The 25,177-nt window shown below is 57.1% G+C and carries 15 protein-coding genes and 9 pseudogenes; 9 read left to right on the top strand and 15 right to left on the bottom strand.

The window, feature by feature from the left end:
* The first annotated feature begins 68 nt into the window (after positions 1 to 68).
* The 5 genes and pseudogenes from ISN39_RS34955 to ISN39_RS34940 all read left to right on the top strand — a co-directional run bounded on the left by ISN39_RS34955 (position 69) and on the right by ISN39_RS34940 (position 4,583).
* Positions 69 to 1,180 (top strand): annotated as a pseudogene (locus ISN39_RS34955) (IS110 family transposase).
* A gap of 439 nt (positions 1,181 to 1,619) precedes the next feature.
* Positions 1,620 to 2,915 carry an acetyl-CoA carboxylase biotin carboxylase subunit family protein gene (locus tag ISN39_RS34950; RefSeq protein ID WP_194732476.1) on the top strand — a complete coding sequence of 432 codons (1,296 nt, stop codon included), beginning with the start codon at positions 1,620 to 1,622 and terminating at the stop codon, positions 2,913 to 2,915.
* Positions 2,916 to 3,134: 219 nt separating this feature from the next.
* Positions 3,135 to 3,284, top strand: a pseudogene (locus ISN39_RS34945) (transposase); the annotation flags it as partial.
* Between the two features lie 578 nt (positions 3,285 to 3,862).
* Positions 3,863 to 4,207, top strand: a pseudogene (locus tag ISN39_RS37465) (transposase).
* Positions 4,197 to 4,583, top strand: a complete 387-nt coding sequence (locus tag ISN39_RS34940; protein WP_194732475.1) for an IS3 family transposase — start codon at positions 4,197 to 4,199, stop codon at positions 4,581 to 4,583. Before ISN39_RS37465 ends, ISN39_RS34940 begins: the two are co-directional and overlap by 11 nt.
* 128 nt (positions 4,584 to 4,711) lie before the next feature.
* On the opposite strand, the gene ISN39_RS34935 is transcribed toward ISN39_RS34940, so the two are convergent.
* From ISN39_RS34935 to ectB, 9 genes and pseudogenes are all read right to left on the bottom strand, one after another.
* Complete coding sequence (locus ISN39_RS34935; RefSeq protein ID WP_210388723.1) at positions 4,712 to 6,118, bottom strand: IS30 family transposase; 1,407 nt, start codon at positions 6,116 to 6,118, stop codon at positions 4,712 to 4,714.
* Positions 6,119 to 6,608: 490 nt separating this feature from the next.
* Positions 6,609 to 7,838 carry an MFS transporter gene (locus ISN39_RS34925; protein WP_194732473.1) on the bottom strand — a complete coding sequence of 410 codons (1,230 nt, stop codon included), beginning with the start codon at positions 7,836 to 7,838 and terminating at the stop codon, positions 6,609 to 6,611.
* Between the two features lie 208 nt (positions 7,839 to 8,046).
* A pseudogene (istA, locus tag ISN39_RS34920) lies at positions 8,047 to 9,302 on the bottom strand (IS21 family transposase); the annotation flags it as partial.
* A gap of 502 nt (positions 9,303 to 9,804) precedes the next feature.
* Positions 9,805 to 10,857 (bottom strand): lysine 2,3-aminomutase, encoded by a 1,053-nt coding sequence (locus ISN39_RS37460; protein ID WP_246763640.1) that lies wholly within the window; start codon positions 10,855 to 10,857, stop codon positions 9,805 to 9,807.
* 210 nt (positions 10,858 to 11,067) lie between these two features.
* Positions 11,068 to 12,456 (bottom strand): annotated as a pseudogene (locus ISN39_RS37455) (condensation domain-containing protein); the annotation flags it as partial.
* Between the two features lie 246 nt (positions 12,457 to 12,702).
* Positions 12,703 to 13,560 carry a MurR/RpiR family transcriptional regulator gene (locus tag ISN39_RS34910; protein ID WP_194732471.1) on the bottom strand — a complete coding sequence of 286 codons (858 nt, stop codon included), beginning with the start codon at positions 13,558 to 13,560 and terminating at the stop codon, positions 12,703 to 12,705.
* 704 nt (positions 13,561 to 14,264) lie between these two features.
* Positions 14,265 to 14,630 carry a winged helix-turn-helix domain-containing protein gene (locus ISN39_RS34905; RefSeq protein ID WP_246763621.1) on the bottom strand — a complete coding sequence of 122 codons (366 nt, stop codon included), beginning with the start codon at positions 14,628 to 14,630 and terminating at the stop codon, positions 14,265 to 14,267.
* Between the two features lie 778 nt (positions 14,631 to 15,408).
* Complete coding sequence (locus ISN39_RS34900) at positions 15,409 to 16,080, bottom strand: hypothetical protein (RefSeq protein ID WP_194732469.1); 672 nt, start codon at positions 16,078 to 16,080, stop codon at positions 15,409 to 15,411.
* Positions 16,081 to 16,745: 665 nt separating this feature from the next.
* Positions 16,746 to 18,020: a diaminobutyrate--2-oxoglutarate transaminase gene (ectB, locus tag ISN39_RS34895; RefSeq protein ID WP_194732468.1), complete on the bottom strand. Its 1,275-nt coding sequence runs from the start codon at positions 18,018 to 18,020 to the stop codon at positions 16,746 to 16,748.
* A gap of 267 nt (positions 18,021 to 18,287) precedes the next feature.
* Between ectB and ISN39_RS37450 the strand changes: the two are divergent.
* A pseudogene (locus ISN39_RS37450) lies at positions 18,288 to 18,581 on the top strand (transposase); the annotation flags it as partial.
* 382 nt (positions 18,582 to 18,963) lie between these two features.
* On the opposite strand, the gene ISN39_RS34885 reads toward ISN39_RS37450, so the two are convergent.
* Both ISN39_RS34885 and ISN39_RS34880 read right to left on the bottom strand, forming a co-directional pair.
* Positions 18,964 to 19,863: a LuxR family transcriptional regulator gene (locus ISN39_RS34885; protein WP_246763620.1), complete on the bottom strand. Its 900-nt coding sequence runs from the start codon at positions 19,861 to 19,863 to the stop codon at positions 18,964 to 18,966.
* 874 nt (positions 19,864 to 20,737) lie between these two features.
* Positions 20,738 to 20,859: pseudogene (locus ISN39_RS34880) on the bottom strand (IS630 family transposase); the annotation flags it as partial.
* Here ISN39_RS34880 and ISN39_RS37445 point away from each other — a divergent pair.
* Positions 20,835 to 21,206, top strand: a pseudogene (locus ISN39_RS37445) (helix-turn-helix domain-containing protein); the annotation flags it as partial. The pseudogenes ISN39_RS34880 and ISN39_RS37445 overlap by 25 nt on opposite strands.
* Here the strand turns inward: ISN39_RS37445 and ISN39_RS34875 are convergent.
* Positions 21,203 to 22,071: pseudogene (locus ISN39_RS34875) on the bottom strand (beta-L-arabinofuranosidase domain-containing protein); the annotation flags it as partial. The pseudogenes ISN39_RS37445 and ISN39_RS34875 overlap by 4 nt on opposite strands.
* Here ISN39_RS34875 and ISN39_RS37440 point away from each other — a divergent pair.
* Positions 22,058 to 22,354, top strand: coding sequence for an isocitrate lyase/phosphoenolpyruvate mutase family protein (locus tag ISN39_RS37440; protein WP_348652041.1), 297 nt, complete (start codon positions 22,058 to 22,060; stop codon positions 22,352 to 22,354). The pseudogene ISN39_RS34875 and the gene ISN39_RS37440 sit on opposite strands and share 14 nt — an antisense overlap.
* A gap of 32 nt (positions 22,355 to 22,386) precedes the next feature.
* Positions 22,387 to 22,656: a hypothetical protein gene (locus ISN39_RS38285; protein ID WP_348652040.1), complete on the top strand. Its 270-nt coding sequence runs from the start codon at positions 22,387 to 22,389 to the stop codon at positions 22,654 to 22,656.
* A gap of 248 nt (positions 22,657 to 22,904) precedes the next feature.
* Here ISN39_RS38285 and ISN39_RS34865 read toward each other — a convergent pair whose 3' ends face one another.
* The 3 genes from ISN39_RS34865 to ISN39_RS34855 form a co-directional block, all read right to left on the bottom strand.
* The gene (locus ISN39_RS34865; RefSeq protein WP_194732466.1) at positions 22,905 to 23,096 is read right to left on the bottom strand and encodes a hypothetical protein; all 192 of its coding nucleotides are present in this window, start codon (positions 23,094 to 23,096) and stop codon (positions 22,905 to 22,907) included.
* 124 nt (positions 23,097 to 23,220) lie between these two features.
* Complete coding sequence (locus ISN39_RS34860) at positions 23,221 to 23,493, bottom strand: hypothetical protein (RefSeq protein WP_194727744.1); 273 nt, start codon at positions 23,491 to 23,493, stop codon at positions 23,221 to 23,223.
* Positions 23,494 to 23,512: 19 nt separating this feature from the next.
* On the bottom strand, positions 23,513 to 25,150 hold the full coding sequence (locus tag ISN39_RS34855; RefSeq protein ID WP_194727743.1) for an IS66 family transposase: 1,638 nt from the start codon (positions 25,148 to 25,150) through the stop codon (positions 23,513 to 23,515).
* Positions 25,151 to 25,177: the final 27 nt, after the last annotated feature.

Below are 25,177 nucleotides of genomic sequence, written 5' to 3'. Positions count from 1 at the left end.
CCTACACACTGCGCGTTCGAGGGTTGCTCGGGCTTGCCGAGCCTATCCTCATCACAGTAGGACGAGCCATGTCGGCTTATAGAGAAGCCTTTGTCGGAATTAGTGTTGCCAAGCTGAAGAGTGCCATCGCGATTGCGGATGGCAGTCGGAACGGAGAGGTCCTTCTTTCCATGAAGTTGAGGCGTCGGACGCAGTCATGCGCCGGGTGATTCAGCGAATAGCCACAAAGTTTGAGCACGTGCATTTCTGTTATGAAGCCGGTTCCACCGGCTACGGTCTCGATCGCTTGATCCGATGGCCACGATTGCACCGTGGTCGCGCCCTTACTGATCCCAAGGAAGCCCGGTGATCGGGTGAAGACGAACCGCTGAGATGCACTTTCGCTCGCCCGCCTGTTGCGGGCCGCCGAGCTGACCGCGGTGTGGTTCCGGACGAAGGGGATGAGGCCATAGGCGATCTCGTTCGCGCTCGAGCGGCGGCAGTCGATACATCGCGTGTGCACCGCCAACTGATAAGCGCCTTCATGCTCAAGCACGGTCGTATCTATCCGCGCAAGAACGGCTGGACGATGCGTTATCTGCGCTGGCTGCAGGAGCAACAGTTTGATCACCCGGAACATCAAATCGCACTCCAGGAAATGGTCGAGGCGGTGCGCATCCCGAACGAACGGGTCCAACGGCTGGAAGGTGCGATCGAGGAGTTCGTTGCTTTGCCTGGTCGCTGGCGCCGATCGTTCGTGCATTGCAGACATTACGCGGCGTGGACCTGATCGTCGCCGTGACATTCGCCACCGAAACCGGCGATGTGCTGTCGGATCGAGAACACACGCCAGCTCATGGGATATCTCGGCCTTGTTCCTGAAGAACGATCAACCGGGAGAGAAAGTCAGGAGGAGTGGCATCACCAAAGCAGGGAACGGAAGAGTTCGACATATGCTGGTCGAGAGCGCGTGGACTTATCGGCATCCTCCGAAAATGGGCGCGAAAAAGCTGTATCGTCTGGAACAAGCTCCACCGAAAGTGCGGGAAATCGCATGAAAGGCGCAGACCCGGCTAACGTCGCGCTATCGAATGTTGAACGGGCGGGGTAAGCGCACGACGTGGTTTGCACGGCGATCGCCCGCGAACTGGCCGGTTTCATGTGGGCCGTCGCGAGAGAAGCGCAGCCGTCCCCGTCGTAAATCCGCCCGACGCTGCAACTTGCATCTCGCGTATGGGCGGCGGCGGAGCAACGGTGAGTGCGTCACCATCACACGCGCCTGAGCGGCCTCCTCCCAAACCACAGTTCGCCCCCGACTGTGGGACAATCTCGTCCCGTGCAGCTATTAAGGATGGTAGTATAGGCTCGGGGTATTCGTTGGTATTCGTCAACTGCAATAGTGACTGAAAGCGGCTGCATTCAGTCCCATGTGCATGCAAATCCACACTGCTATCAAACCGAGACAGCATTCATGTCCGTCACCTACTGGCGACCTTCTGTTTCGAATGGAGAATTCGGATCGCCTTCAACAGAATAGCGTCTGCTGCTACGTGATCTTAATCGTTGTTCGGCCGCGAAGTGGGCCGGTTGCGGTGTGAAGGGCGACAGCACTTCATGCAATCTTTCGGAGTCACCAGTCAATGCGAAAAAGAGCTCTCGTTCTCCTTGAAGGCGCAAGTAATGGCCCGCTGTACATCCAGGCGGCCCAGCGTCTTGGTCTTCATCCGATTACTCTGTCAGCTGATCCAAGTCAGTATGACTATCTTGTAGGAAGTGACTGTGAGACAATCTGTGTCGACACAGATAACCTTGCCGCGATGATACAGGTATGTTCTAGGTTATCCCGGTCCGCCGACGTTGCTGGCATAACCAGCGCGCGGGAGTCACTATACGCGGCCGTCGGCAAGCTCTGCCAGCACTTCGGTCTGCCGGGACCGAACCCCGCAGCGGTTGAGCGATGCTGCGACAAGTTCGCTCAACGTCAGCTTCTTGCGGAGTGCGGTGTACCTGTGCCTGCATTTCGCTTCGCGGTAGATGCTATGGGCGTAAAAGACTCTGCTACCGAAATTGACTTTCCGGTGATTGTCAAGCCAGCCGTCGGCATCGGCAGCAGCGGTGTCCGATTGTGCCGCAATGTGGATGAGCTTGCCGAACATACGGACTATCTATTGGGAGATCACAGATGGCAGTGTTCGCCAAGAATACTGGTCGAAGAATTCGCGCAAGGGCCCCACTATAGCGTTGAAATAATGGAAAATGAGGTCATCGGAATTGGCGCCGCTGACTTCGGCGACCCACCGCATTTCGTCTGTCGTGAGTACATCTATCCCGCCTTTCTGACCGATTACAGGCATAACCGCCTCGTAGATGTTTCGCTCAGCTGTCTGCAAGCCCTCGGTCTTGGCTGGGGGCCAAAGAACATTGATTTACGGTGGACGAAGCTCGGCCCAGTTATAATTGAAGTCAATCCTCGTCTTGCGGGTACACCTAATTCTCAACTGGTCAAGCTGGCGTACGGCATCGATCTCATCGCCGAACACATCAAGCTTGTCATCGGAGAGGAATGCACTTTTCGCCAGAGTCGTTCGGATACCGCGGCCGCGCGGGTCCTAATTCCTGATCGCGATGGCATCCTCGATACCATCGGTGGGGACACTCGGGCGGCTGCGGTACCAGGTGTCCAAGAGGTAAAGATTTTTATCGAACCTGGGACTCCGATCGTCAGGAAAGGTGATGAACGAGACAAGATCGGACATGTCATCGCCGCTTCGCCAGATCTTGCACGCACCAAAGCGATACTTCAACGTGCCGTAGACCTGATTGATTGGTCGATGACACCAATTGCAAGTTCGCGTGATCAGGACCAAGAAGCTGGCGCGCATGGGGGGGTCAGTGAAAGCAGCAGACTTCATCCGGGCTCTGGCCTGACGCACTAGCGAAGGTTTGTACGATGGTCTATAGGTTATCGCCTCTGCACAACCTTCAGTCCATCGATGGCTGCGATGACAATATGCTAGCAGCCGCTTTCGTCTGCACGATCTGGAGGCGGGAGATCTCGTTGGTTCCGGCATGCCAGAGCGGCGCGTGCGACATAGACCGACTTGAAGCCTTGCCACGGATTTTGGCCCTGCATTAGTGCTGGCCCAGTGATGAACCAATCTGGTGAGAGCAATCGCGTCGGCCGGATTTCCCTGTGTGGTGACACAATGATGCGAACGCTGCTCTATGAAGCGGCTCAAGTCATGCTGACGGTGGTCAGAATATGGTCCTGGCTTAAGGCGTGGGCGATGAATATTGCCAGGCGTCGCGGCCGTCGATCCCTTTGCGCATGTCGGTCGCCCCGCAGGCGAGATACACGCGCGCATTCGCCCCTGCCCCATCATGCGTCTTCCACCGACCGGCTTTCAGTCCACACACTCATGCGTTGGAATTATGCCGCCTGAACGGCCTTGGCTTGCCACCTACAACCAGAGGCTGTTAACAGCAAGAACAAGAAAGAAAAACAACTTACTTCAGCAGACGCGCACTTCGCAGTAGGACCTTAGACAATAAGCCTTCGTAGCCATCGGGTGGAGCGCGATACTTGGGATCGTTCGAGGTCTTCAACGGACCCCCTTCCTTAAGTATGAGACGCAATGATCGTAACGGCTTCTTCGCGACGCCGATGCAATTGGTGTGCCACGACGAGGATGTGTTAGAAAGGATATGCAAAAACATGCGCTTAATCCCGCGGCGGCGACTACCTGCGTCTCACGTGCGTCTGGTCCCGAACAGCAACGTCCTCAAGTCTACACAGCTAATGCGGATAATGAAGTGCGGTCCTTGGGTGGATAGACCCGGGTGAGGAATTGACCGGCCTACCGGGTTCTCGGAAAGAAGACTCATGGCAAAGCACCGCAGTCACAGCGTCGAATTTAAACGTCAGGTCGTGCAGGATTCCTCGCCGGCGAACCGTTGCATGGTCTGACAAAACGCCACGACGTGTCGTGCAATCTTATCCGCATCTGGGTCACGAAAATACGAGGAAGGCGCATTTGACGACGATGCGCAGGCCGCCGACCTCATCCAGGGATACGAGGCCTCGATCGCGGCGCTGAAGCGGCTGGTCGGCAAACAGGCACTGGAGCTGACGTTCGCAAAGGGGCTGTGAAAAGGCACCGCGACCGACGGGACTACATCCGTCATCACCGGCCCCGCGGCATCTCCGTGGCGGAAGGATGCCGGCTGATGGGAAGCGCTCCACCTATTATGACCGCCCGGAAAGATCGGCCGACGACACCGCGATCGTCGAAGCGACGTTCGCGATCTACGACGAGCTCGAGTTCTACGGCTACCGCCACGTCGGTGCGGCCCTGCGGCAGCAGGGCCTTGTCGTGAACCACAAGAAGATTGACCGCCTCATGCGCGAACACGATCTGCGGCCTAAGATCAGGCGACGGTTCATCGCCACGACCGACAGCGATCACGACGGCCCGATCTTCCCGAACCTGGCGAAGGACATCCGAGCGGCTCCCAACCAGCTTTGGGTCAGCGAGATCACCTATGTTTCCCTGCCGACCCGTTTCATCTACGTCGCATCATCCTCAATGCCTGGTCGCGGTTGATCGTCGGTTACGCCATCGGTCAATCGATCGACGCACGGCTGACGGTGACAGCCTTGAGGCGGCCATTGACAGGAGAAAGCCGCCGCCGGGCGTGGTCCACCATTCCGACCGCGGCTCGCAGGGCAGATTCAACCGGTCGTCGCAACACTGTGGATTTTAACGTTTGAGAGGAATTCGTCGAGTGCTTCCGCTGGTGTTCTCCAGCCAAGTGTTTTGCGTGGCCTTGTATTGATAGCATGGGCGACCGCATCGAGTTCGTCGGAGGTATGTTTGCTGAGATCGGTGCCTTTAGGAAAATACTGCCGCAATATGCCATTCGTGTTTTCGTTTGTGCCGCGCTGCCAGGGGCTTTGGGGATCGCAAAAGTAGATCTGTAGTCCCGTGTCGACCCGCAGAAGTGCATGCTGGGCCATTTCTGCGCCCTGATCCCAGGTAAGCGACTGGCGCAACGTCTCTGGAAGACTTGTGATCGATCTCGTTATGGCATCGCGTACAGCTTCGGCACCGTGGCCGGCCAGCGCCGGACCATTTTTGATGCTCTTTCCGGGTTGATAGCCCTCCATGCGCGGCAGGTGCAGCAGCATCGTGAAGCGCGTAGCACGTTCGACCAGTGTACCGATTGCGGAGCTTCCCAAGCCAAGGATGAGGTCCCCTTCCCAATGTCCGGGCACGGCTCTATCCTCAACCTCGGGCGGCCGCTGGCTGATCAGTATTGCGTCGCCAATGAAGGACTTGCCGCGGTTTCGGGCTCGTTCCCGAGGCATGCGCAAAGCCCGTCCGGACCGCAGGCAGGCGGTTAGCTCCCGACGCAGTGCACCACGTCCCTGGATATACAGCGCTTGGTAAATAGCCTCATGGCTGATGCGCATGGTCGGATCCTCGGGGAAATCGAGCCGAAGCCTATGCGCAATCTGCTCCGGGCTCCAGGCCGTTGACCAGCGCCTGCTCTGGCGGTGAACAGCACGGCGCCCCTTCCATATCACATCAGGGCCGGTAAATCCGACGCCATCTCCTTTGGTAATCGTACCTGCTAGCCGTTCCTGAACATAATCGCGCAGAGCAGGGTTTGTGACGAGCTTGCCTGGCCTTGGACGAAGGGAGGCGCGATCGGCATGCCATTGCGCTGTACTGGCCCGATAGTCCAAGTTCCCACCTCGTGTGGCTGCGTTCCGCCGCAGCTCGCGAGAGATCGTGCTCGGCGACCTGCCGAGTTTGCGTGCGATGGCCCGGATGCAGGTGCCTTTGGCGACTTCGATTGCAATGTCCTCGCGCTCTGAAAATGTTAGATATCGCCCGCCCGGCGCCTTTGCCGATGGGGCCAAATGCGTTGGTGGCATTCCTCCTGAACTCCGAAACCATCGCGCTCCGACCGGTGCCGAAACGCCGGCGTCTACCGCCGCGTCCTCACTCGTCTGACCAGACGAAATACCCTGCCAGAAGCGGCAAAGATTCTCACGCTGCCAGACTGGTGGCCGGCCCGGCGAACGTAGTTTGCTTCGTGTCGAGCGATCTGAACGACGCTTGTGAGGCTTCATCGTAACATCCTTGTTCAAGATGTTGCGACGACCGGTTGAATCTGCCCAGTATGCTGCCGAGCTCTACCGCGAGACACTGGCCGCCAACGGCCTGATCGGTTCAATGGGTCGCCGGGGCAACCCTTATGACAACGCCAAGGCAGAGAGCTTCATGAACACGCTGAAAGTCGAGGCGGTCTATCCGATGGCCTTCGAAACCTTCGAAGAGATCACCGAGCACCTTCCCCACTTCATCGAGGAGGCCTACAACAACAAACGATGGCTCCATTCAGCGCTCGGCTACTTTGAGCCCCCAAGAGTTCGAGGATCAACACATCCGCCAGACTGGCAAATCAGCAGCCTGATCCATGTCCACCCCAAAGGGCGCACTCCAATACGGGGTCAAAGTTCAGCGCCGGTTCACAACGCTCAGAGAGAGAGAGAGAGAGAGAGAGAGAGTGCCCCTCGGTATCGCTCGGCCGCTGAAAAGCGACATTACAGCGGCGAAGCATCAGGCCGCCGGCGCTGTGTCCGAAGGGATCGACATGCTTGCGATGGCTGCAACGACGGAGGCGATACCTGCCAGAGCGAATGTGGCTGACAACGATTCAGGGATCACCATCCCAGCAATGGCCGAGCCCAGCGGGAAACCGGCGCCGTTCAGGCTGATCGAAATGGAAAGCACGCGCCCAAGCTGTTGCGGATCGGTACGGCGTTGGCGCAAGGTCAGCAGTGCGACACTGATAGGCCCGGACGCCACGCCGGCGAGCATCAGGCCGGTTGCCAGACCGCCGAATCCGAATTCCGCCCCAACCGGCCATGCTGCAAATGCGGTGACAAGCATTCCGGCGGCCATGACACCGCGCTCGCGTCCAGTTGTGCGCACATGCCCGGCAAGGAGCGCACTGACGCCTCCGGCAATACCCATCGCAGCCCACAAAAGCCCGGTTACTGGATCGCCCGCCGCCGTGGCGTAGTGATCGGCCACGTAAACCGGAACCACAACGTAGAGGGCGCCCCATGTGATCTCATACAGTGAATAGGAGACGGCTAGGCCGCGGAGGGTCGGCTGCCGCGCCACCATCTGAATGCCTTCGATCGTTTGACGCAAGAAAGATGTGTGTGTGGAATCCGATCCCGGCAAGTGTTGGACGTGGGGCAAGCAGATCGCGGCACCAGCGTACGCTGCGGCGATCATAGCCATCGCAGCTTCTGGCCCAAGCCAGGCGAGGACGACACCCGCCATCGCCGGCCCAACGACATCGACGATGGCGTAGACTGCGATGTCCAGTGCGTTGGCCCGATCAAGCGCGCCGGGTGGAACGAGCCGCGGGAGCAGAATGCGGGTTCCCGCGGCGCCCAAAGGCCCGGTGAGCGAGAACAGCATCACCAGGATGAACAAGGCCGGCGGACTGGACCAACCGGCCCAACCGACGAAACTGATCGCGACGACGAAGACTGCGCTGGCGATCATGTCGATCCTAACCGCAATTGTCGGCCCTACGCGATCGAGCAGAACGCTCGCGAGAGGGCTTACAATCAGACCAGGAACGATCGCTGCAAATGTCAGCCACCCTGCCAGCGCCGATGACGAAAACTGCGCCAGGGCGAACAGAACCAATGTGAGGACGAACATGCGCCCGGCCAGACGGGACAGGGTCGCAGCAACGATGAGAGGGAAGAGGCCAGGGATCTTCAAAAGATCGCGGTATGAGCCCTGCCGTTTTGAAAGTTGATGCATGACCGGTCACACGTCCACAGGATGGCCACGTCTGACCTGTGCGGCCTACACGCCCGCAACGGCCCGCTCTCTCAGGTGCGATCCCAAAACCTAGTCCGAACTGGAGTTTTGGCGGTGGCTTGGCACCTTTAAACGGCGACATCGGCCGCGTGCACCTACTTAGGAAGATAGTATCGACACAGGCAGCGTATACGCTGACTCCGCGAACGTTGCGGCCAATCTTTGCAGCCTGCTTGATGAGGCTCGCGGACGTCGTGTTGGCATAGTGCTGATGTGTCTTAGGCATGTGCTCGTTGACGGTGACCGCTGCGACGTCCGGCGGTGGCGGGCGACGCGTTGGTGATCGTGGAAGATCTCGACGATCCGGCTTGTGAGCCGGACATCGACCTGGCGGCCGATCAGGCGGTGCGGCACGGAATAGAAGGCCTTATCGACTTCGACATGGTAGTCGGGATGAACCTTTGCCGATTTCCATTCGGAATATTCGAATGCGGTTGCCGGCAAGGGTGCAAGCGCTTCGCGTTCGATCTCCTCGAAGAGCTGACGTCGGGATTTGCCAACCCGTCGCATCGGTCGGTTATTGAGATCGTTGAGAAGCTGGCTGATCCGCACGTTGAGATCGACGAGGCTGAAGAAGCGGACGTTTCTCAGCCGCGCCAGGATCCAGCGCTCAACGATGAGAACGCTGCCTTCGACCTGTGCCTTGTCCTTCGGCCGTTTTGGACGGGTCGGCAGGATCGTCGTGTCGCAATGCTCGGCGAATGCTGCAAAAGTGGCGTTGATGGCCGGCTCAAATCACAAGGGCTTGGCAACGCCGGCCTTGAGGTTGTCGCAGACGATCGCTTTCGTCACGCCAGCGAAGAAGCGCAGCGCCCGTTGCTGACCCTCGATCCAGTCCGGCAGCCGTTGAGTGAAGCTTGCATAGGCGAAGGTGTACAAGGAGGGCGGCAGAACCGCGACAAAGATCTGCGCCGGCCAAATCTCGACCCGTCGCCGGATCGATCACCCGGACGGTGTGGCCGGCGTAGTCGGTCTGTATCGCCGCGCCGGCAGTGTGGCGATTGCGAAAGGTGGCGCTGGCGCGCTGTTCGAAAGCGGCGAACCGCTCACAGAACCATGTATATCCATAACCGTTGGGCCGCGGTCCGCGAGTCAGCGTCACGCCCTTTCGCTTTAATTCGCTGGCGATCTTGCCCCAGTCGGGCTCGTGCATGTCCTGGGGCGGGCGGCAACGACGATGGAACAGGCGACGCAGCAAAACAGCGTCCTCGTCAAACCCAGGCGGCAACGGCCAGCCCGTCAGCCCGGCTTCACGCGCCCGCAGCAGATACGTCGAAATGGTCATTTTGCGATCTTCAGCCGTTCCGATATCGCACGAACCGAAAGCCCCTGTTCGTGCGTCAGTCGCAATATCGATCGAATGTCCTTCACGTCAGTAAGTCTCGGCTGTTTCCGTCTCGCCATTCATCAGCCCCTCGTTCAAATCGAGGCTCAGAATGGCAAAAACGGCGCGTACGAAAGTCGATGTTGTAATCGCCGAAAGACTGTCAGGGAATTAGCGGAAATGCTGTCCCGGATTTAGTGAAATCGCTGTCCGAGATTTAATGGAATCCCTGTCCGCGAATTACCGAAACCCGCACCCTGAGCACTTCAGCGACCGCGCCTTGGACGATCTTACCTCCGGAGCGGGCACTCCAAGTGAACGTTTCCGCCATCGGCTTTGCGATCTTCAAACAAGTCGATGCGCTAGCCATCAGTGGAACCGTCGTTCACGCAAAAAAGCCCTGCGGCCCTCGCCGATCGTTGCCGAATACTTACGATAGGTCTTTCCGCCAATCGAAGACGTCGAGAGTACAAGCCTTGCGTAACGGCAAGCTTCTTCGGGCTGCGGAAGCGCGATATATCGATCTCCGCATCGTTGCCTTGCGAAAACGGGCCGACAACCAGAAACGCGAGCCTTTGGATTTCATCCCTCGGGCAAATCATCCAACCAGCATGCACCCTCGGCGTACAGTCGTGAAAAGATCTTTCCAATTTTTTCCGGAGTTTTGTTTTGATGATATCGCATATACATGCGGCCATCGGTTCCAAGATCGAGGATCTCGATCTTTCCTGTGTAATGCGACATGATGTATTTGAAGGTCTTTTGAATACCGCTGAGGCGTTGGTTGATGCCGTGGGCAATCTCTAGTCCGCGGCGCAGTGAAACCTGAAAATGCGATGCGCCTTTTACCGGCCTACCTTGGAAGAGATAATAGGGGTGGACACCCATTTGGTGGCACTTGGCGAACGTCGCGGCCAAGATTTCGGGACTATCATTGATACGCCTAAGAAGTACCGATTGGTTGAGGAACTGCACGCCTTGTGCACCCAAGGAACGAATATTGCGTTCTGCATCGACCGAGATTTCACCGATGTGATCGAAATGTGTGACGATCACTGCGGCCTTACCTGCGTCATTGATCCGCTGGAACAAAGGTAATAAAGCGGGATCCTCAAACCTCTTAGGCTCGTAGGCGACCATTTTCGTGCCGAACCTAATCGAATTCAAATGCGGGATCGGCAGCATACTATCCAGGATTTTTTCGAGCTTGGCAGTGCTAAGCATGAACGGGTCGCCGCCGGATAGCAGCACGTTAGTTATTTCGGGGTGTCCTCTAATATATTTTGAAATTCGCGCGAAATCTGTTGCAACTTCATCGGAATTTTTACCCACGATGCGTTTGCGAAAGCAATAACGGCAATATGAAGCGCAACGGTCCGTTACCAGCAACAACCCCGTCTGAGGGTATTTGTGCTGAAATCCGGGCACGACGGTGTTGTCGTGCTCGCCGCTCGTATCCAGATTGCCGGGACTCTCGAACTCTTCGAATGAGGGCTCGACGATATGTCTAAGCTGCTCGGAATAAGTCTTGTCGGTGATTTGTTCTCGATAGAATTTTGTTACATGATAACGCGTGATGCTGTTAGCTTGTAGCTCCCCCTCGGTTCCGTCGCGCGCTCCCTCGATCGCGTCCAAGTTGTCGACCGATGCTTGAACTTGGCGAACTTGAGGCGCCGCGGAGATCCGCGCGTTCAGTTCACGATAGCTCAGGTTCTCGTCCTCGCAATGAACCGCGTCCAGCTCCGGCTGCGACTCAAGCAGCTCGTCAACGCAGCGATCCTGGTAAAAAGCCACTTCCCTCGGCTTCGACTCTGCCGAAAGACGACTCCCTTCCTTCTCCAACAGTGGCACCGACCAAACCCGCTGGCCGAAGTCGACCGCCATCTGGCTCAGCGCCTGCTGCAAATACCTCGCGAATTGCTCGACCGTGCTCTGGTCGAACAGCGACGTCGCGTAGACAAGCCTTCCGTGAATCGTCTCACCTACCTCACCAAGCTCAAGCGCCAGATCATGTTGCGCGACACGTTCGTCAACGCCGATGTACTCGAGGCTCAGCCCCGGCAATTCCACTGGCGCCCCAGGGTTGTTTGACGATGCAGGTATAGCATGTATGATTGCGGTGTGGGCCTGCTTTCGCGGATTGACGCGTTCGATCACCTGATCAAAAGGCAAGTCCTGATATACCTGCGCCAAAAGCACGGCCGTGTTCACTTGCTCCAGCAATGCCTCAAACGTAGGATCGCCCGACAAATCGATCCGCAACACCGGGGTGTTAATGAAGGGCCCAATAAGCCTAGAAACCTCTGTGCGCGTGCGGTTGGCGCCTGGCATTTCGATGCTTAATTCCTCCTGACCCGATAACCTTGCCAACCAAAACGCCCAGCCCGCCAGCATAGTCACGAACAGCGTAGTCCCAAAACGTCGGCTCTGCGCCATGAGCTGCGCGGTCAGCGGCTCGTGCCAAACGAACTCGACGGAATTGGCCTTGTAGTCAGCCCGCGCTGAGTGCAGCCGGTCCCTCGGCAGCTTCAAAGCTGTTGGGGCACCCGCCAGCATCCGCCCCCAGTATTCCGATTGCCGCTCTAACACCTCTCTCACCAGGCAACTGCGCTGCCAAAGCGCGTAGTCCGCATACTGCACCGGCAACGGCGCCAGCTGATGCGGGCGGCCAGTCCGGACGGCGGTATAGAGCTCGATGAACTCGTGCGTCAGGATGTTCAATGAGTGTTCATCGGAGACCATGTTGTGCATGGTGATCAGCAGCACGTGGTCGTCCACTGTCAAACGCACAAGCCGCCCGCGGACCAGCGGCCCGGCTTCGACGTCGAATGGTGCCTGCGCTTCATTGCTTATCAACATCGCGAGGGTCGCCTCCGCGGCGGCTCCCATTATGACATCGTCTTGTTTTAGCGGCAGACCGACGTTAGCCGGCCCCACTCGCTGGAATGGTTCGTCGCCATCCACTCCGATGGTGGTGCGCAGCACCTCATGACGCGCCACCAGCCCGTCCAAGGCGGACTGCAGCGCCGCGTCGTCGAGCTTGCCTCGGAGCCGAAGCCTCATCTGCAAGTGACAGGCGTCCCGGCCGCCCGTCAGATGCGAATGGAACCAAAGCCGCTGCTGGGCGAATGACAGCGGCACCTGCGTCGGACGCGGCAAAACTTTGATTGGCGGGATCGCGCTCAACAGTGCAGCGTCCGCTGGAGTGATCTTGAGCGTTCGAGTGCATTTCATTTTAAACCTCCTCAGCTGAAGTCTGCGGTTTGCCACTATCGCAAGGAATAATTCGGCGTGTCCCCAAGCAATCGGCGTGCCAATTAGGGGACAGTGCGGCACGAGCCTTATAGTTCAAGCGTTTGGAGCCGCAGCGACGGGAATACTTCGGTTCAGTATATCGACAGAACCGTCGTCAACCGAGCGAAGGAAACGAGACGGACCCAATCGCGAAGGACCTTGTCGCAAATAGTTTTTAAACTCCTATCACTGCTGATCTAGTGCTGCGAGATCTGCTTCGTTGGCTGCCAAAGCTTGAATCGCGCAGCTGCCGCGTCTGGCTGCGATCAATTGCAAGAGACATTCTACCGCCGCGAACGCCGGAGTCATGGTGTGAAAGACCGAAGGCACTTCGGTCCGAACGCGAATTACAGTTTCAGAGATTTTGGCAATAGGGGAGAGCTCGCTGTCCGTCAACGCCACGAGCTTCGCACCGCGCGTCGCTGCGAATTCAGCGATCTGCATTGTGTATCGACTATACGGGCGAACTGAAACTACCAATAAAACATCTCGTCGGCTCGCAGACAGGAGTGCATCATTCTGGGTTCCCCCTACGCCGTCAATCAATGCCATGGGCAAGTCAATCAATGACCCGAGATAATGCATAAGATGGGCCGCAGGAAAACTCGAGCGCAGGCCGATGCAAAAGATCTGCCTTGCTTCCACCATGAGATCGGCGGCTCCTGCGAGCGCGGCAATGGTGGAGGGTTTCGCGAGGTCACTGAGATAGCTATCCAGTGCTTCGACCGTGTCGCTAACCATGGCGCCATCACCTTCGGCCTCCCCTCGTGCTATCAATTCCTCTTTACATCCCGTGTAGCTTTGTGGCCGTTTCCTGACGCTGTTCGCGAACACAACTTTCAACTTGTCGAAACCGTCAAAGCCAAGGCGCTTTGCTAGTCGCGTTAGTGTTGTGGGAGGGACATGCGCTCTTCGCGCTTGCTCCCTCATCGACAGCAGTGCGACCTCAGTCGGATGATCCACCAACCAACTTGCGGCGACCTTCATTTGCCGAGGCAGCCGCTCATAGCTGTCCTTGATGGCACTGACAACGGGGAGATCCATTCTGATCTACTTCCTTGCTCGACTAAAAAAGTCCTGAAGCACTGTTTGGGAATAGCGGAACTGGGCGCCCCGCAATCCCGTGCGGACCAACCCGAAACGACTGATGACTTTCTGTGAGCGGACTAAGATGCTTGGTCCAAAAAAGCTAAGAAACGAACGGCACGAGCGCAAAAGCGACGCTGGGGTTGTGCCTTCCGACGTGGAGTTGGCATAGTGGCTTTCCTTTTTGTTACGTGAATTGAATATAAAAGAGGAAGATGTTGGCATTTCCACCGCTTACTACGAGGGATTCAAAAATCGTGCCCAACCGGCAAAAAGTTCGTCTAAGAATTTTTCTTTTGATTCTTCAATTCGTTAAGCAAAATGCGCAGCAGACAGCCGCGCCAAACCACCATGTCGCCGATACGCCAAAACATACAGGAGTGTCGGCTGCGAGACCTTTCTGTCAATGCCGGCAGAACTCCTTCCGCGATTGAACGTCCGATGGAAGAAACGACACGGCCGCCCGTTCGCCGTATATGTCTGCTGCCATTCTGGCCTGGCCGTCACTACAACATGACGTTCGTGAGACATGTGCGCGAGACAGGCACTCTTTTCGCGATGTTGGTTCACTCCCAATGAAGTTAGCTCGACCATCTGCTACGCAAGACGATGATCAAGGGGTATATAGGGGCTATTACCCGCTGCCGAGGCATTGCCGACCCCTACTCGAAAAGCGCATAGCCGAGGGACCGCACGGTTCGTATGAGACCTGGCTCGCCTACTCGGTTGAGGGCTGCGCGCAAATGGCCGATATGAACATCAATGGTGCGGGGGCCAATATGCACATTGTCCGGCCAAGCTGCATTCTTCAGTTCAGGTCGGGAGTACACCCTGAATGGGTCTTTCATCAGGTGATGTAAAAGACGGAATGCTGTTGGAGTAAGATGTATCGGGTGGCCATTTCGCCGCACACGATGGCTGGTTATATTCAGCTCGAGGTCAAGAAAGGTCAGTGCCTCACGAGGAGGAATGACGGAGCCTTGAGAAAAGTAGTCAGAGTTTGGTCCAGAAGCATTGTTGTTGATCATGGTCATTGATCCTGGCTGCGTGGTGCGTTTGCGACAGCCGTGCATGCACTATGCCAAATGAAAAAATCCTTCTAGAACAAGAGGAAGGCACCAAAGGAGCTGTGTTCCATCTCCGTCATTGTCGGCTCAATGAGCTGAACTCTTCAAACCGGACCATATTGGTTAAAGTTTTTCGGTGCACTTTTCTGGCTGGGACAGGAACGGAAAACGGTGAAGGCGTTGCAGATTTCGGACGCCCAGAAGGCGTCCATTTCAAAGCAGGATGATGAAGGCGTTTCGGTTGCCGAGATCTGCTGCAAGTCTGGTGGCACATCGCTCGACACCTGATAGACGTCAGCACTGACGAGATCGCTACTAAGTTAGCCATCGCGCTCAGATTGCTGATGTCAGAGCGGTTCAATGGAGATCCTTGCCCGCAGGAGCGCCTTGAGCTTAGAGCAAACACCTCGATTCAGTCGGGACTATAGAACGGCAAGAAATGCTATTCACAGACACGCCCCCACAATGGCCCACCTCAAGCAGCCAGATAAGAGGGCTCGGGAGGGCGCCGGATGTTGCGGCACTCGCATGCCTTGGATCGGCCTGGCTTGGCGGGCATCGCTGATGTCAGCGTAACATGATGTCGAATATGAACTTTGGGTCATCTCTGGGCCGATCGGCGGAACGGCTTCCCGAATGTCCACAAAGCATGAACGGAGAGCGGCGCGCCACTTCGCCTTTGCCGTGGCCGCCGCGTCAAGTTGGAACTGGAGGCAGAAGCAGCCCCTCAAGATTGACGTCAACCTTCGTGGCGGGCTGTGGTTTCACGATGTATGACGTGCATTTCATACGCCTGACGGCCCAATGCAGCTTCGAAAAACTCAAGATCATCATTGGACCGGCGCCGTCGATTTCGCGCAATGCTGCGAAGGAATTTGGGCCCGAACTTATAAACGCCGACAGGTCTCAAATCAGAGACGTTTCTCCCACTGGCAGCGTCCTGGGGGAGGATTGCTGTAAGCCGTAGCGACTTATTTGTTAGCAAGCGCAACGATCGCTGGCTATCTGCCCTACCTACTACGACGAGGTTGCTGTCAGATGACTGTGCCAAGCGCTCGATAAGCGAGAAGTCGATGTTGAGGTTCTCGGTGAAAACAAAGACGTCACCAAATACCTCCCTAATCTCGTCTACCGTTACTGCATCAATGAGGCGCCCGGCATTCGGCGTAGGCAGAGCGCGGAAGCAGAGCTCCATGCCATTCAGGCTGTTATGCAAATCCAAGCCGAGATCACCAACACCATAAAGGCTTAAGATCACCGTCTTCTGCACGCCTGCCTGCGCCAACTGAGACAACAAGTGACTTAGCACTGATGTGCCCGCAGGCAAGCCTAGCGCCGCTTGGCAGCGACCTTTCTGGTCTATGATTATCTCTCGTGCGTCGTTGACAATGATCGCCAAGCTCTGAAGCATTTTAGCCATCCTCGGACTGAGAACGCCATTGAGACTAATTCTGCATCCAGCACTCGGTCCACTATCAGACCAGATAGCTGATAAGCCGAAGCTCAAGTCAGTTGGTGGGAAGGATCGGCACGCTGATTTTGCTTTCGGGAAAGCAATCGACCTGGCCCAATTCCGGCCCGCTTGGCTGGGGTCAGCGGCCGCGTTCGATCTGCGGCTTGGTCAGCTGAGAAGTACCATTCCGGGGCGCTCTAGATGTGAGCTTTCAGGAGGTTGTCCATTCGGAGCGGATAAAGGGGACTGGATTTGCCACACGTCAGTTTTGCAGATTTCGAATGGACATTCACAGGAACGCCGACTGACGCCTTTGCGTCGATAAGAAATGGCGGTGGTAGCCGGGGGGCGGTCGTCTCAAACAAAAGCCGCACGCTTCTATGCGTCTCACCAAAGACCGTGTCCCGCTGAGTCGCACGGTTCAAGGCGGGTGGACGCAACGGCATGGCGGACCGCTCGTTCTCGCCCGAAACCAGCCCTCGGCAGACGGATCGGGATGACGCGCTCGCTGTTTAAAGCTCAAAGCCAGGTCATGCTTCCTGGCGCGCCGGCTACGGCCTCGACGACGTTAGATCACGAGCGCGGCCATTTCTTCGGAGGTGTAGCAGGATGCAGTAACCACTTTAAGCCTTTGCGTTGACAGATTTCTCCAGAATGTCCAGGCCGCGTTGAAGTGTCTGCTCGTCAATTGTCAACGGAGGGAGAAGCTTGATAACCTGATCGTCCGCGCCGCATCGCTCTACGACGAGCCCTTCTTCAAAGGCGTTTCGGACGATTTTCCCGGCCAGTTCTCCTGTGCCGCAATCGAGCCCCAGCATCATGCCCCTTCCGCGCACGAGAAGACTCTGATCTTGATTGCTTTCACCAATCTCCCGAAGACGTTGGCTCATAATGTGCCCTGTCTTCGTCACACGCGCAGACAGCTCTCCATTCGTCCAATATTTTCGCAATGCAGCAGTCGCCGTTACGAGGGCAAGGTTATTGCCTCTGAAGGTACCGATGTGTTCGCCCGGTCGCCAAATATCGAATTCGGGTTTGAGCAGCAAAAGGGACAGCGGCAGTCCGCAGCCACTGAGGGACTTGGACAAGAGAACGATGTCTGGCAATAAATCCGCAAATTCAAAGCTGAAGAAATCACCCGTTCGTCCGCAACCTGCCTGAATGTCGTCGACAATTAGGAGGATACCCTTCTCTCTGCAAAGCCGCTCCACCGACTGCAGCCAACTCTTGCTCGCATGATTGATGCCGCCCTCGCCCTGGACAGTCTCCAAAATGACGGCTGCTGGTAGATCGAAACCACTGCTCGCATCCGCAAGCGCCTTTTCCATAAATTCCGAAGTATCCTGATCGGGCCCCCAATACCCGTCATAAGGCATGAACGCTACGCCGCCGGAAGGAATGCCTGCCGCATCTCGGTAGTATCGATTGCCCGTTACGGAAAGCGCCCCCAAGCTCACTCCGTGAAAGCCGTTGGTGAAGGAAATTATACTGTGACGTCCAGTGGCCTTGCGTGCGAGTTTCAAAGCAGCTTCGACGGCATTGGCGCCGGTGGGACCAGTGAACTGAAATTTGTACGTCAGGCCGCGAGGACGTAATATTATTTCCTCGAAGCGCTCCAAAAACTCTCGTTTTGCTGACGTAGCCATGTCCAACCCGTGGATAATTCCGTTGGCGTTTAGGTATTGCATAGCATGGTTCAGAAAATTGCGGTCGTTATGCCCGTAATTAAGGACACCCGCGCCGGAGAGAAAATCAATATACTGACGACCACCCTCGTCTTCGAGGATGGCTCCTTCGCCCTTCCTGAACACAACAGGAAATGATCGCGAATACGTTCGCACGTTCGATTCGAGTCTTTCAAAGGTGGCCAGCAAGTTGGAATGACGCTCTTGAAGCATGATCTTCTCCCGACGATGCCACGAAAGCGTCGCGGCATACTCCTTGAACAACGCGATGCAATCTTGCTCTGCTCACAAGACAGCGTCAGTTGAAATTCGCGCGGTTGTTTTGCTGTTTTAAACGCTAAACACAGCCCATGCGCCTACCTACGTCGGTAGTGTGGTCACCAGCCATTCTTTAGTATCCGCCTACTCCAGTCAGAATATGTGGCCCAAAAAATCCGGACGCGATCTCCACGGTTAGGTAAGCGAGGTAACGTGCCCATCATGACTGCTCACAATTCGAAGATAGAAGTGCTGTCCGGCTCGGAGCGCCGCCACCAGTTGACGGCCGAAAGGCTCGCAATCTGCAAGAGACATTGAAATCGGACGCGACGGGAGCATTTTGCTCGGCGGCATGGCATCCAGGCGAACCAATTGTTCACCTGGCGCATGCTTGCAGCGACAGCATCGCAGGAGGAGTTATCCGATTCCGACTATCGAGCTCTTCAGAACCAGGTCGAGGAACGACAGCGCCCGCTCGGCAAGAAGACGATCGAAGGCGAAATTCTCAAGTTGGCCCAAAAAAGCTTTGTTAAGCTCGATGTCACTCGATCCAATAACGCGGCGGGTCTCCAAGCAACGTCCTTCGGAAGCTCGTAGGCGGGCTCCGCTTGCGGACGCGGGTCTGGTCGATAAGATCAAACCGATCAACCGGCGATATGCCGCCATTCGGTTATTGCCGTGTTCGCGATATTATGCGCCCAAATGCGCGAAGTGACGGCCGTTCCTGGGGAAGCGTCAAACGCGTCTATCGATGCCGTGGCAACGGCCAGATAGTGGATTGGCCAAGCAAATACTCCAACTGAATGCTCCCAACGGCCTGCGGACGGAGAATCGTGGATAGTCGGCAAACTGTCAATTGAAGCCCTAACGAGGTCTGATTGATGTATGGCAGTCCAAATTACGGTTCGATCAGTCCTAATCGCGCAGCTTTCAAAGCGGCAACCGTCCTGCTTCCCGTTTCTAATTTTCGTAATACATTTTTAACATGGAAATTGACTGTATTTTGGGAAATTCCGAGAATAACTCCGATGTCCCATGATGATTTTCCTTTTGCTACCCACCGAATACACTCCTTTTCTCTGGCAGAAAGGCTGGGAACATCGCCGCCGCTCACGTCCAAGCATCCCACTACCTGCAAATGAAAATGCAACGCGGCAAGTTGCAGGTAGGCGACCGCGATATTTTCTAGATCGCGCGTTTCCGTTTGAGCAAAGTTCATGGTCGAAAAGCTACCACACGGCCCATGCAGAGGAATGGTAACACCAGACCTCAGGCCGAACTTTGCAGCCTCGTCGAAGACGCGTCTTTCGCTGTCAGTTGTGCTTGCATCTTTGTACGCTTCACTCCACCGAAAAGCGGCCGAATGAAACCGGCTCGTCTTTACGGTGGGATCGATCTTGTCATAGCCTTTTTCGACACAGTGCTCTTGCCACTCGGGAGGATAATTCGATGTAATCTGTGGTTTGCCTCCGTTCTGCCTATGTGGATCCTGAAATTGCGCCGGAGCACCATAGGCAATCCACCGGCAGTTGAAGTTGCGCGCAAAAACGAATAATCGGTCGAACAGCTGTTCAATGCGAATAGCTCCATTGAGCTGGCTTAGAAACATGTCAAACGCGACGGCAACCTCCTCATCAGTCGTCACCTCGCAATAGACTGGCGCATCAAGCGAAAACTGATCGGACATTCTGGCTATTGCCTTAGACGTTGAAGTCACGTCTGTGATCCTGCGGTACTCCATGGAATTCACCTCGATCAGTCGTTTGCTATCGACGCGCAAGTTGCTTGCTGCAGACATGCTCCTCACCTCGCAGTAGGCTCTCGAGCTACGAGCCCAAGCCATGGGACCTTTGTTTCCGCCATCACTTGTCGAATAATTCCATGCTGTTTGGCAGCTCCTGCGCTGTACGGCGAGGGAGTTTCAAAATTCATGCCAACTGGGGTTTATGAGCGCTGACGCGAATTTTTGAGTGTAATTCAGTGGCGAGAGGCGCCATCGCTAGGCGGCGGCTCGAGCACCGCTGTGTCGTGTTTCTGACACCAGGTTTATGGATGATGTCCCAGCATCTGGCGATGCGGTAGTCATGGAAGGGGCAAGGAGTAATGCGCCGGAAGGTCGCATCACCTTTCAGCGACGCGGCTGTCGTTGCGAACGCCGCCACCGCCTTTCGCCGCAATGCACCAAGAGCGGCACATTCCGGGTCGATGCTACATCGTCGAAACAGACAAAGCGCAGAAGAAGCAGAAATATGATGGTTTTAACTAATGCTGTGGAGTCTTTCGGCGTGAGTTCGCAATGCACAACCGGAAGTTTTCAGTTGATATTCCTTGGAATGGCCGCTGCGGAATCTCGTTCGTTGGCGAAACCCTGGGACGTGTGCGGCAAACGATGTCCATCTTTCTATTAACGTTAGCGCCCATGCGCCCCTTGCTCCGCTCCTTGGCGAGTTGGACCAATCCGCGTTTACGGGTCTGCGGGACCAAACTCTTATGGCGCGCCCACGCGCTCAGCTCGCCGCTGGCGTTTCAACCGCCGGACACGGTTTCCGCCGAGCAGCACGAAGCTCGGTTCTATTACGCCAAGTTCGACAAAAAAGCAGTTTGCCGTAACGACGAAACGCCGCCCCGCCCCTTCTTCAAAGAAGGCCCGGCTGCGTTCGGTCGAGCGCCTATTTTTCATCGACGGAAAGGACAATGGCACGGCCGGCGGCGAGACGTAGAGCTCGACGACATCGTGCAGTTTCTCAGCAAAAGCTTTGCCTTTCGACAGTTCGAAGCGGCGCCAGCGGTGCGGCTAGCCATCGTTGCTGCGGTTCGCCGCAGAAGCATGGGTGGCGGGCGAGGATCATCCTGATGAGCGATGACGGCCTGGGACGGTGGCTATTATAGCGGCGACCGGCAGATCGAAGACCTGCGTCTAGCGATGGCAGGAGCGTTTCATGACCGAAGGCGTGGATGCCTTTTGCGCGACAAGAGCCGTTCGCCCGGCATTGCGCCACTCGATCCCGCGCTGATGGATCAGGTGGTCGCGCTGACGCTGGAAACGCCCAAGCAGGAGGCCGCGCCCTGGAACGTTCGCGCGATTGCAAAGGCCGTTGGGATCGCGGCCTCGTCGTCAAGATTTGGCACGAGCATTCCTTGCGGTAAAGCGCCTTTCCCCAGTTCGCCGTGTCGTCACTTGACCGGGAGGTCGACAGCGACCGCGTCGTTCAGGTCCTTGAGCACGGTCGTCTCCGCGGCCGCAATCTCGCGGGGGACAACGATCGCGTTCACATCCCCGCCATTGTCGGCTGCATCGAGGCAATAGACGAGCGGGCCGCTCATCAGCGCGACGCGGCCGGCATCCTGTCTGACCTTCCGATCGGCATAGTGCGGCCGAAGCTTGAGCGGCAGATGGAGCGCCACGCGGTCGCCGGCCGCTCATTCGCGTTCGATGCGGGCATAGCCGTCGGCGACATGGGCCGAAAGATCGGCCATCGTGCCGTTACGCTCAAGCTCGCGCCTTCCGTCTATTCCGGTATTCGCAGCGACAGCGCGAACCGCGCCGGCCTTTCGATCCTCGTCGTGAAGGCGATCGCGCCCTCCCAGGGATAGTTGGTCGTCTGACTCAGCTCGACTGCAGCGCCGTTCGTGAGCTCCAGCCGTGCCGTGCCTTCATCGTAGGGATGCAACGCGATCTCGTCCTCGGCCACCGCATACATGTAAGAGCCGATCGAGGCGACGAGACGGGCGATGTTAAATTAGGTGCGCAACAACGGGAGCCATGCCATTTCCAACGGTGGTGCCTGCCTCTGCTCGCAAGCGGATTTCTATAGAAAAACTCCTGCCGTCGAGCGAAAGACCGCTCATTGCGCATTATAGAGCGCCTGTTCCATGATATCGGCATAGCGCCGGTCCAGGCCGCGTGCGAGCGTGCGGCTTGCCCAGAAGACGAGACCGACGGAGGCGAGATCTCGGCGTAAGCCGTGTCGTTGGGAAGGTCGTAATAGTCGTTGAAGCCCTTGTTCGGCGGCCATGGCCTTGACGAAGCGCTGCTTCGAGCCGACCCCTATCGGGAAGCCGGAGCCGATGCGATCCTCATTTATTCCCGCAAGGCTGTCGCAGACCAGATCCTCGCCTTTGCCAAAGAGTGGAACAACAAGCTCCCGGTCTGCATCGTTCCGACGAAATATTACAACACGCCGGTCTCTGCCGACCGCGACGCCGGCATCTCCACGGTCATCTGGGCCAATCACGCCATGCGCGCAGCGATCGCCGGAATGCGACTTCTGCGACCGCATCCGCTCTGAAAAAACATCCGGATCGAGAAGGAGATTGCCGGATGGAAGAGCTCTTCAGCCTGATCGGCTACGACGAACTGACGCAGGCAGAAGAGCAGTATCTGGCGAAGCAGATCACATGGCCCCGGGGCACCGAAAGATCCAGCTTGGTTTTTGTGGAGGGCGCACATGCTTGCGCAACGTATGGGCGTGTTCGGCTCAAGGGGCACGAGTTTCGGGAGCCCGCGTTGACACCGACTCGGCCGATCACGACCGCGGTCTCTATGCGGCAATCAGCCGGCATTCCGGGGACCGCTCTGGCGCGATCGTAATCCAAGCCAGCCATACCATGCGCCTGCCAGCGCGAGTGCCCAGGCTGGGGAGCAATTGCCTGCTGCCCCGGCATCGAACGGATGCGTGCGGGAGGGAACCTCCTTATCGCTTCTCGGCGTGAGGGGCGTCGTCTTCGAGACGATTATGATCAAGGCTGACGCGTTTCTCGTCCAGCTCAGATCGAGTCAACGAACGCGAATCGGAAATTCAATTGCCCTCCGCGACAAAGGCACCGTCCACCGCTGGTTCAATCATCCTTGCTGAGGACGCCAGTGCAAGAGATCACTTTCCAGCGCATAGGCGAGACATTGAGGAGGAAGCCGACGAGGCCGAGAATCAGGATCAGTACGCTGAGCATGACGAGCGCCATGTCGAAGCGCTCCCTCCAGGCGCTCTCCGCCGATCGATCACCACCGGCGTAACGCCTGGTTTCGTCCACCCGGACGACATCTCCAACGATTTTGACCCTCCCGACTGGATGGATTCGACTCGAAACGGGATATGCTCTTTGTAACAAACTACGAAAGGTATCGACTGTACCCGTCCGGTGAAGGCCGCAGCAGCTACGGCTCCGGCGGTTTGATAGCGGCAGGCTTGGGTGGAGCGTCACCCATTTCTCTACGTACATTGACGATGTGCTGAAGATTATCGATTCCGTCTTCAGTGAAGACGACGATGGTTTCGCTCAGTTCAGATGCCGGATAGGTGTCGTAGGCACTCAAGCGTCCATCTTCTGAGAACATCTCGATAGAGCAATCGTGGAGAAAGTCCTCGTCCTCGTCGAGCATCTCAGCCACATATTTAAGGGTGTAGAGCGTGGTGTTGCGGTATCCCATCGCCGATCCAGTCCTTTGATCACGCCGCCTTTTCGGCAATCGCCCCCACGGCCGACCAATTCCAAGGGAGCAGTTGCTCCAACTTAGTGATGGGGGTGTCGGCGATGCGGGCGAGCACGTCGGCGAGCCAAGCTTGCGGATCAATGTCGTTGAGCTTGGCTGTCATGATCAGCGTCGCCATGAAGGCGGCGCGATCCGCACCCCGGTCAGAGCCTGCAAAGAGCCACGCTTTTCTGCCGAGAGCAAAGCCACGCAGGGCCCGCTCAGCAGCATTGTTGCTGAGGCAGATGCGGCCGTCGTTGAGGAAGGACGTGAAGCCCTCCCAACGCTTCAGCATGTAATCGATGGGCTCGGTGACCGGTGAGCTGCGCGACAGCTTTGTTCGTTCAGAACGAAGCCATTCCTCAAGCTCGTCGACGAGAGGACGACTGTCTTGTTGCCGTCGTGCCAGTCGTTCACCGGCAGATAAGCCATTGATCTCGCGCTCGATGTCGAACAGCATGTCGATGCGGCTGACCGCTTCGAGCGCAGCCGGCGAGATCGTTGCTGCGTTCTTTCCCCGTTTCGCATTAGTGGCAATGTCGGCAAGCACAAAAAACTTGCGACGGGCATGCGCCCAACACAGCGCCTGCGTCAGCGGACCTGGATTGCGATCCACTTTGAACAGGGGATTGTAGCCGCCGTATGCGTCTGCCTGCAGAATGCCGGTGAAGGTCTTGAGATGCCTCTCGGGATGCTCCTGGCGACGATCTCGCGAGGCATAGTAGAGGGCTGCCGGTGGCGATGTTCCGCCGAACGGCCGGTCATCCCTGACATAGGTCCATATGCGGCCAGTTTCGGTCTTTCCCGTCGCCAGGATCGGCACCGTGGTGTCATCGCCGTGCAGCCGCTCGGCAGCCAGCACATGTGCCTCGATCAATCCATGCACTGGCTTCAAGACCGCGGCGCAAGCGCCAACCTGGTCGGCAAGCGTCGACAGGCTGAGATCGATGCCCTCGCGGGCATAGCGCTCACTTTGCCGGTTCAGCGGCTGATGCTGACCGAACTTCTCAAACAGGATCATCGCCAGCAGGTTTGGCCCGGCAAAGCCACGCGACGTCACATGGAAGGGCGCAGGCGGCTGAGTAATCTTCTCGCATTCGCGGCAGGAGAATTTCTCGCGCACCGTCTGGATCACCTTCCACTGGCGCGGGATTACCTCCAGCGTCTCAGTGATGTCCTCGCCCAGTTTCGCCAGCCTGGCCGAGCCACAGCACGGGCAATTTGTCGGCGCGGCAATGACGACGCGCTCGCGCGGCAGATGCTCGGGAAACGGTTTGCGCGATGGACGCTTGCGCTCGAAGGCCCTGACTGTCGATGATCGTGCCGCCATCTCTGCCGCCAGTTCGTCTTGGCTGGCGTCGGCTTCCAGCTCTTCGAGCTGCAATTCCATCTGTTCGAGAAGCCGGGCCTTCCGCTCCGAGCGGCTGCCATGGATGTCGCGCTTGAGCTTCTCGATCTCCAGTCTCAGCCGGGCGATCAGCGCATCGGAATGCGAGTTCACAGCTTGCGCACGAGCAGCAACGGCCTCGGCTTCACGACGGGCGGCACGTTCCGCGAGGATCATCGCGTGAGCGCTGGCAAGGTCGTCGGGAAGCTGATCGGCCGCGTCGGTCATGACGAGATGGAATCATATTCGCTCCCG

The sequence above is a fragment of the Rhizobium sp. 007 genome (genome assembly GCF_015353075.1).
Classification (GTDB): Bacteria; Pseudomonadota; Alphaproteobacteria; order Rhizobiales; family Rhizobiaceae; genus Rhizobium.
This window is presented reverse-complemented; position numbering and strand designations above follow the sequence as displayed.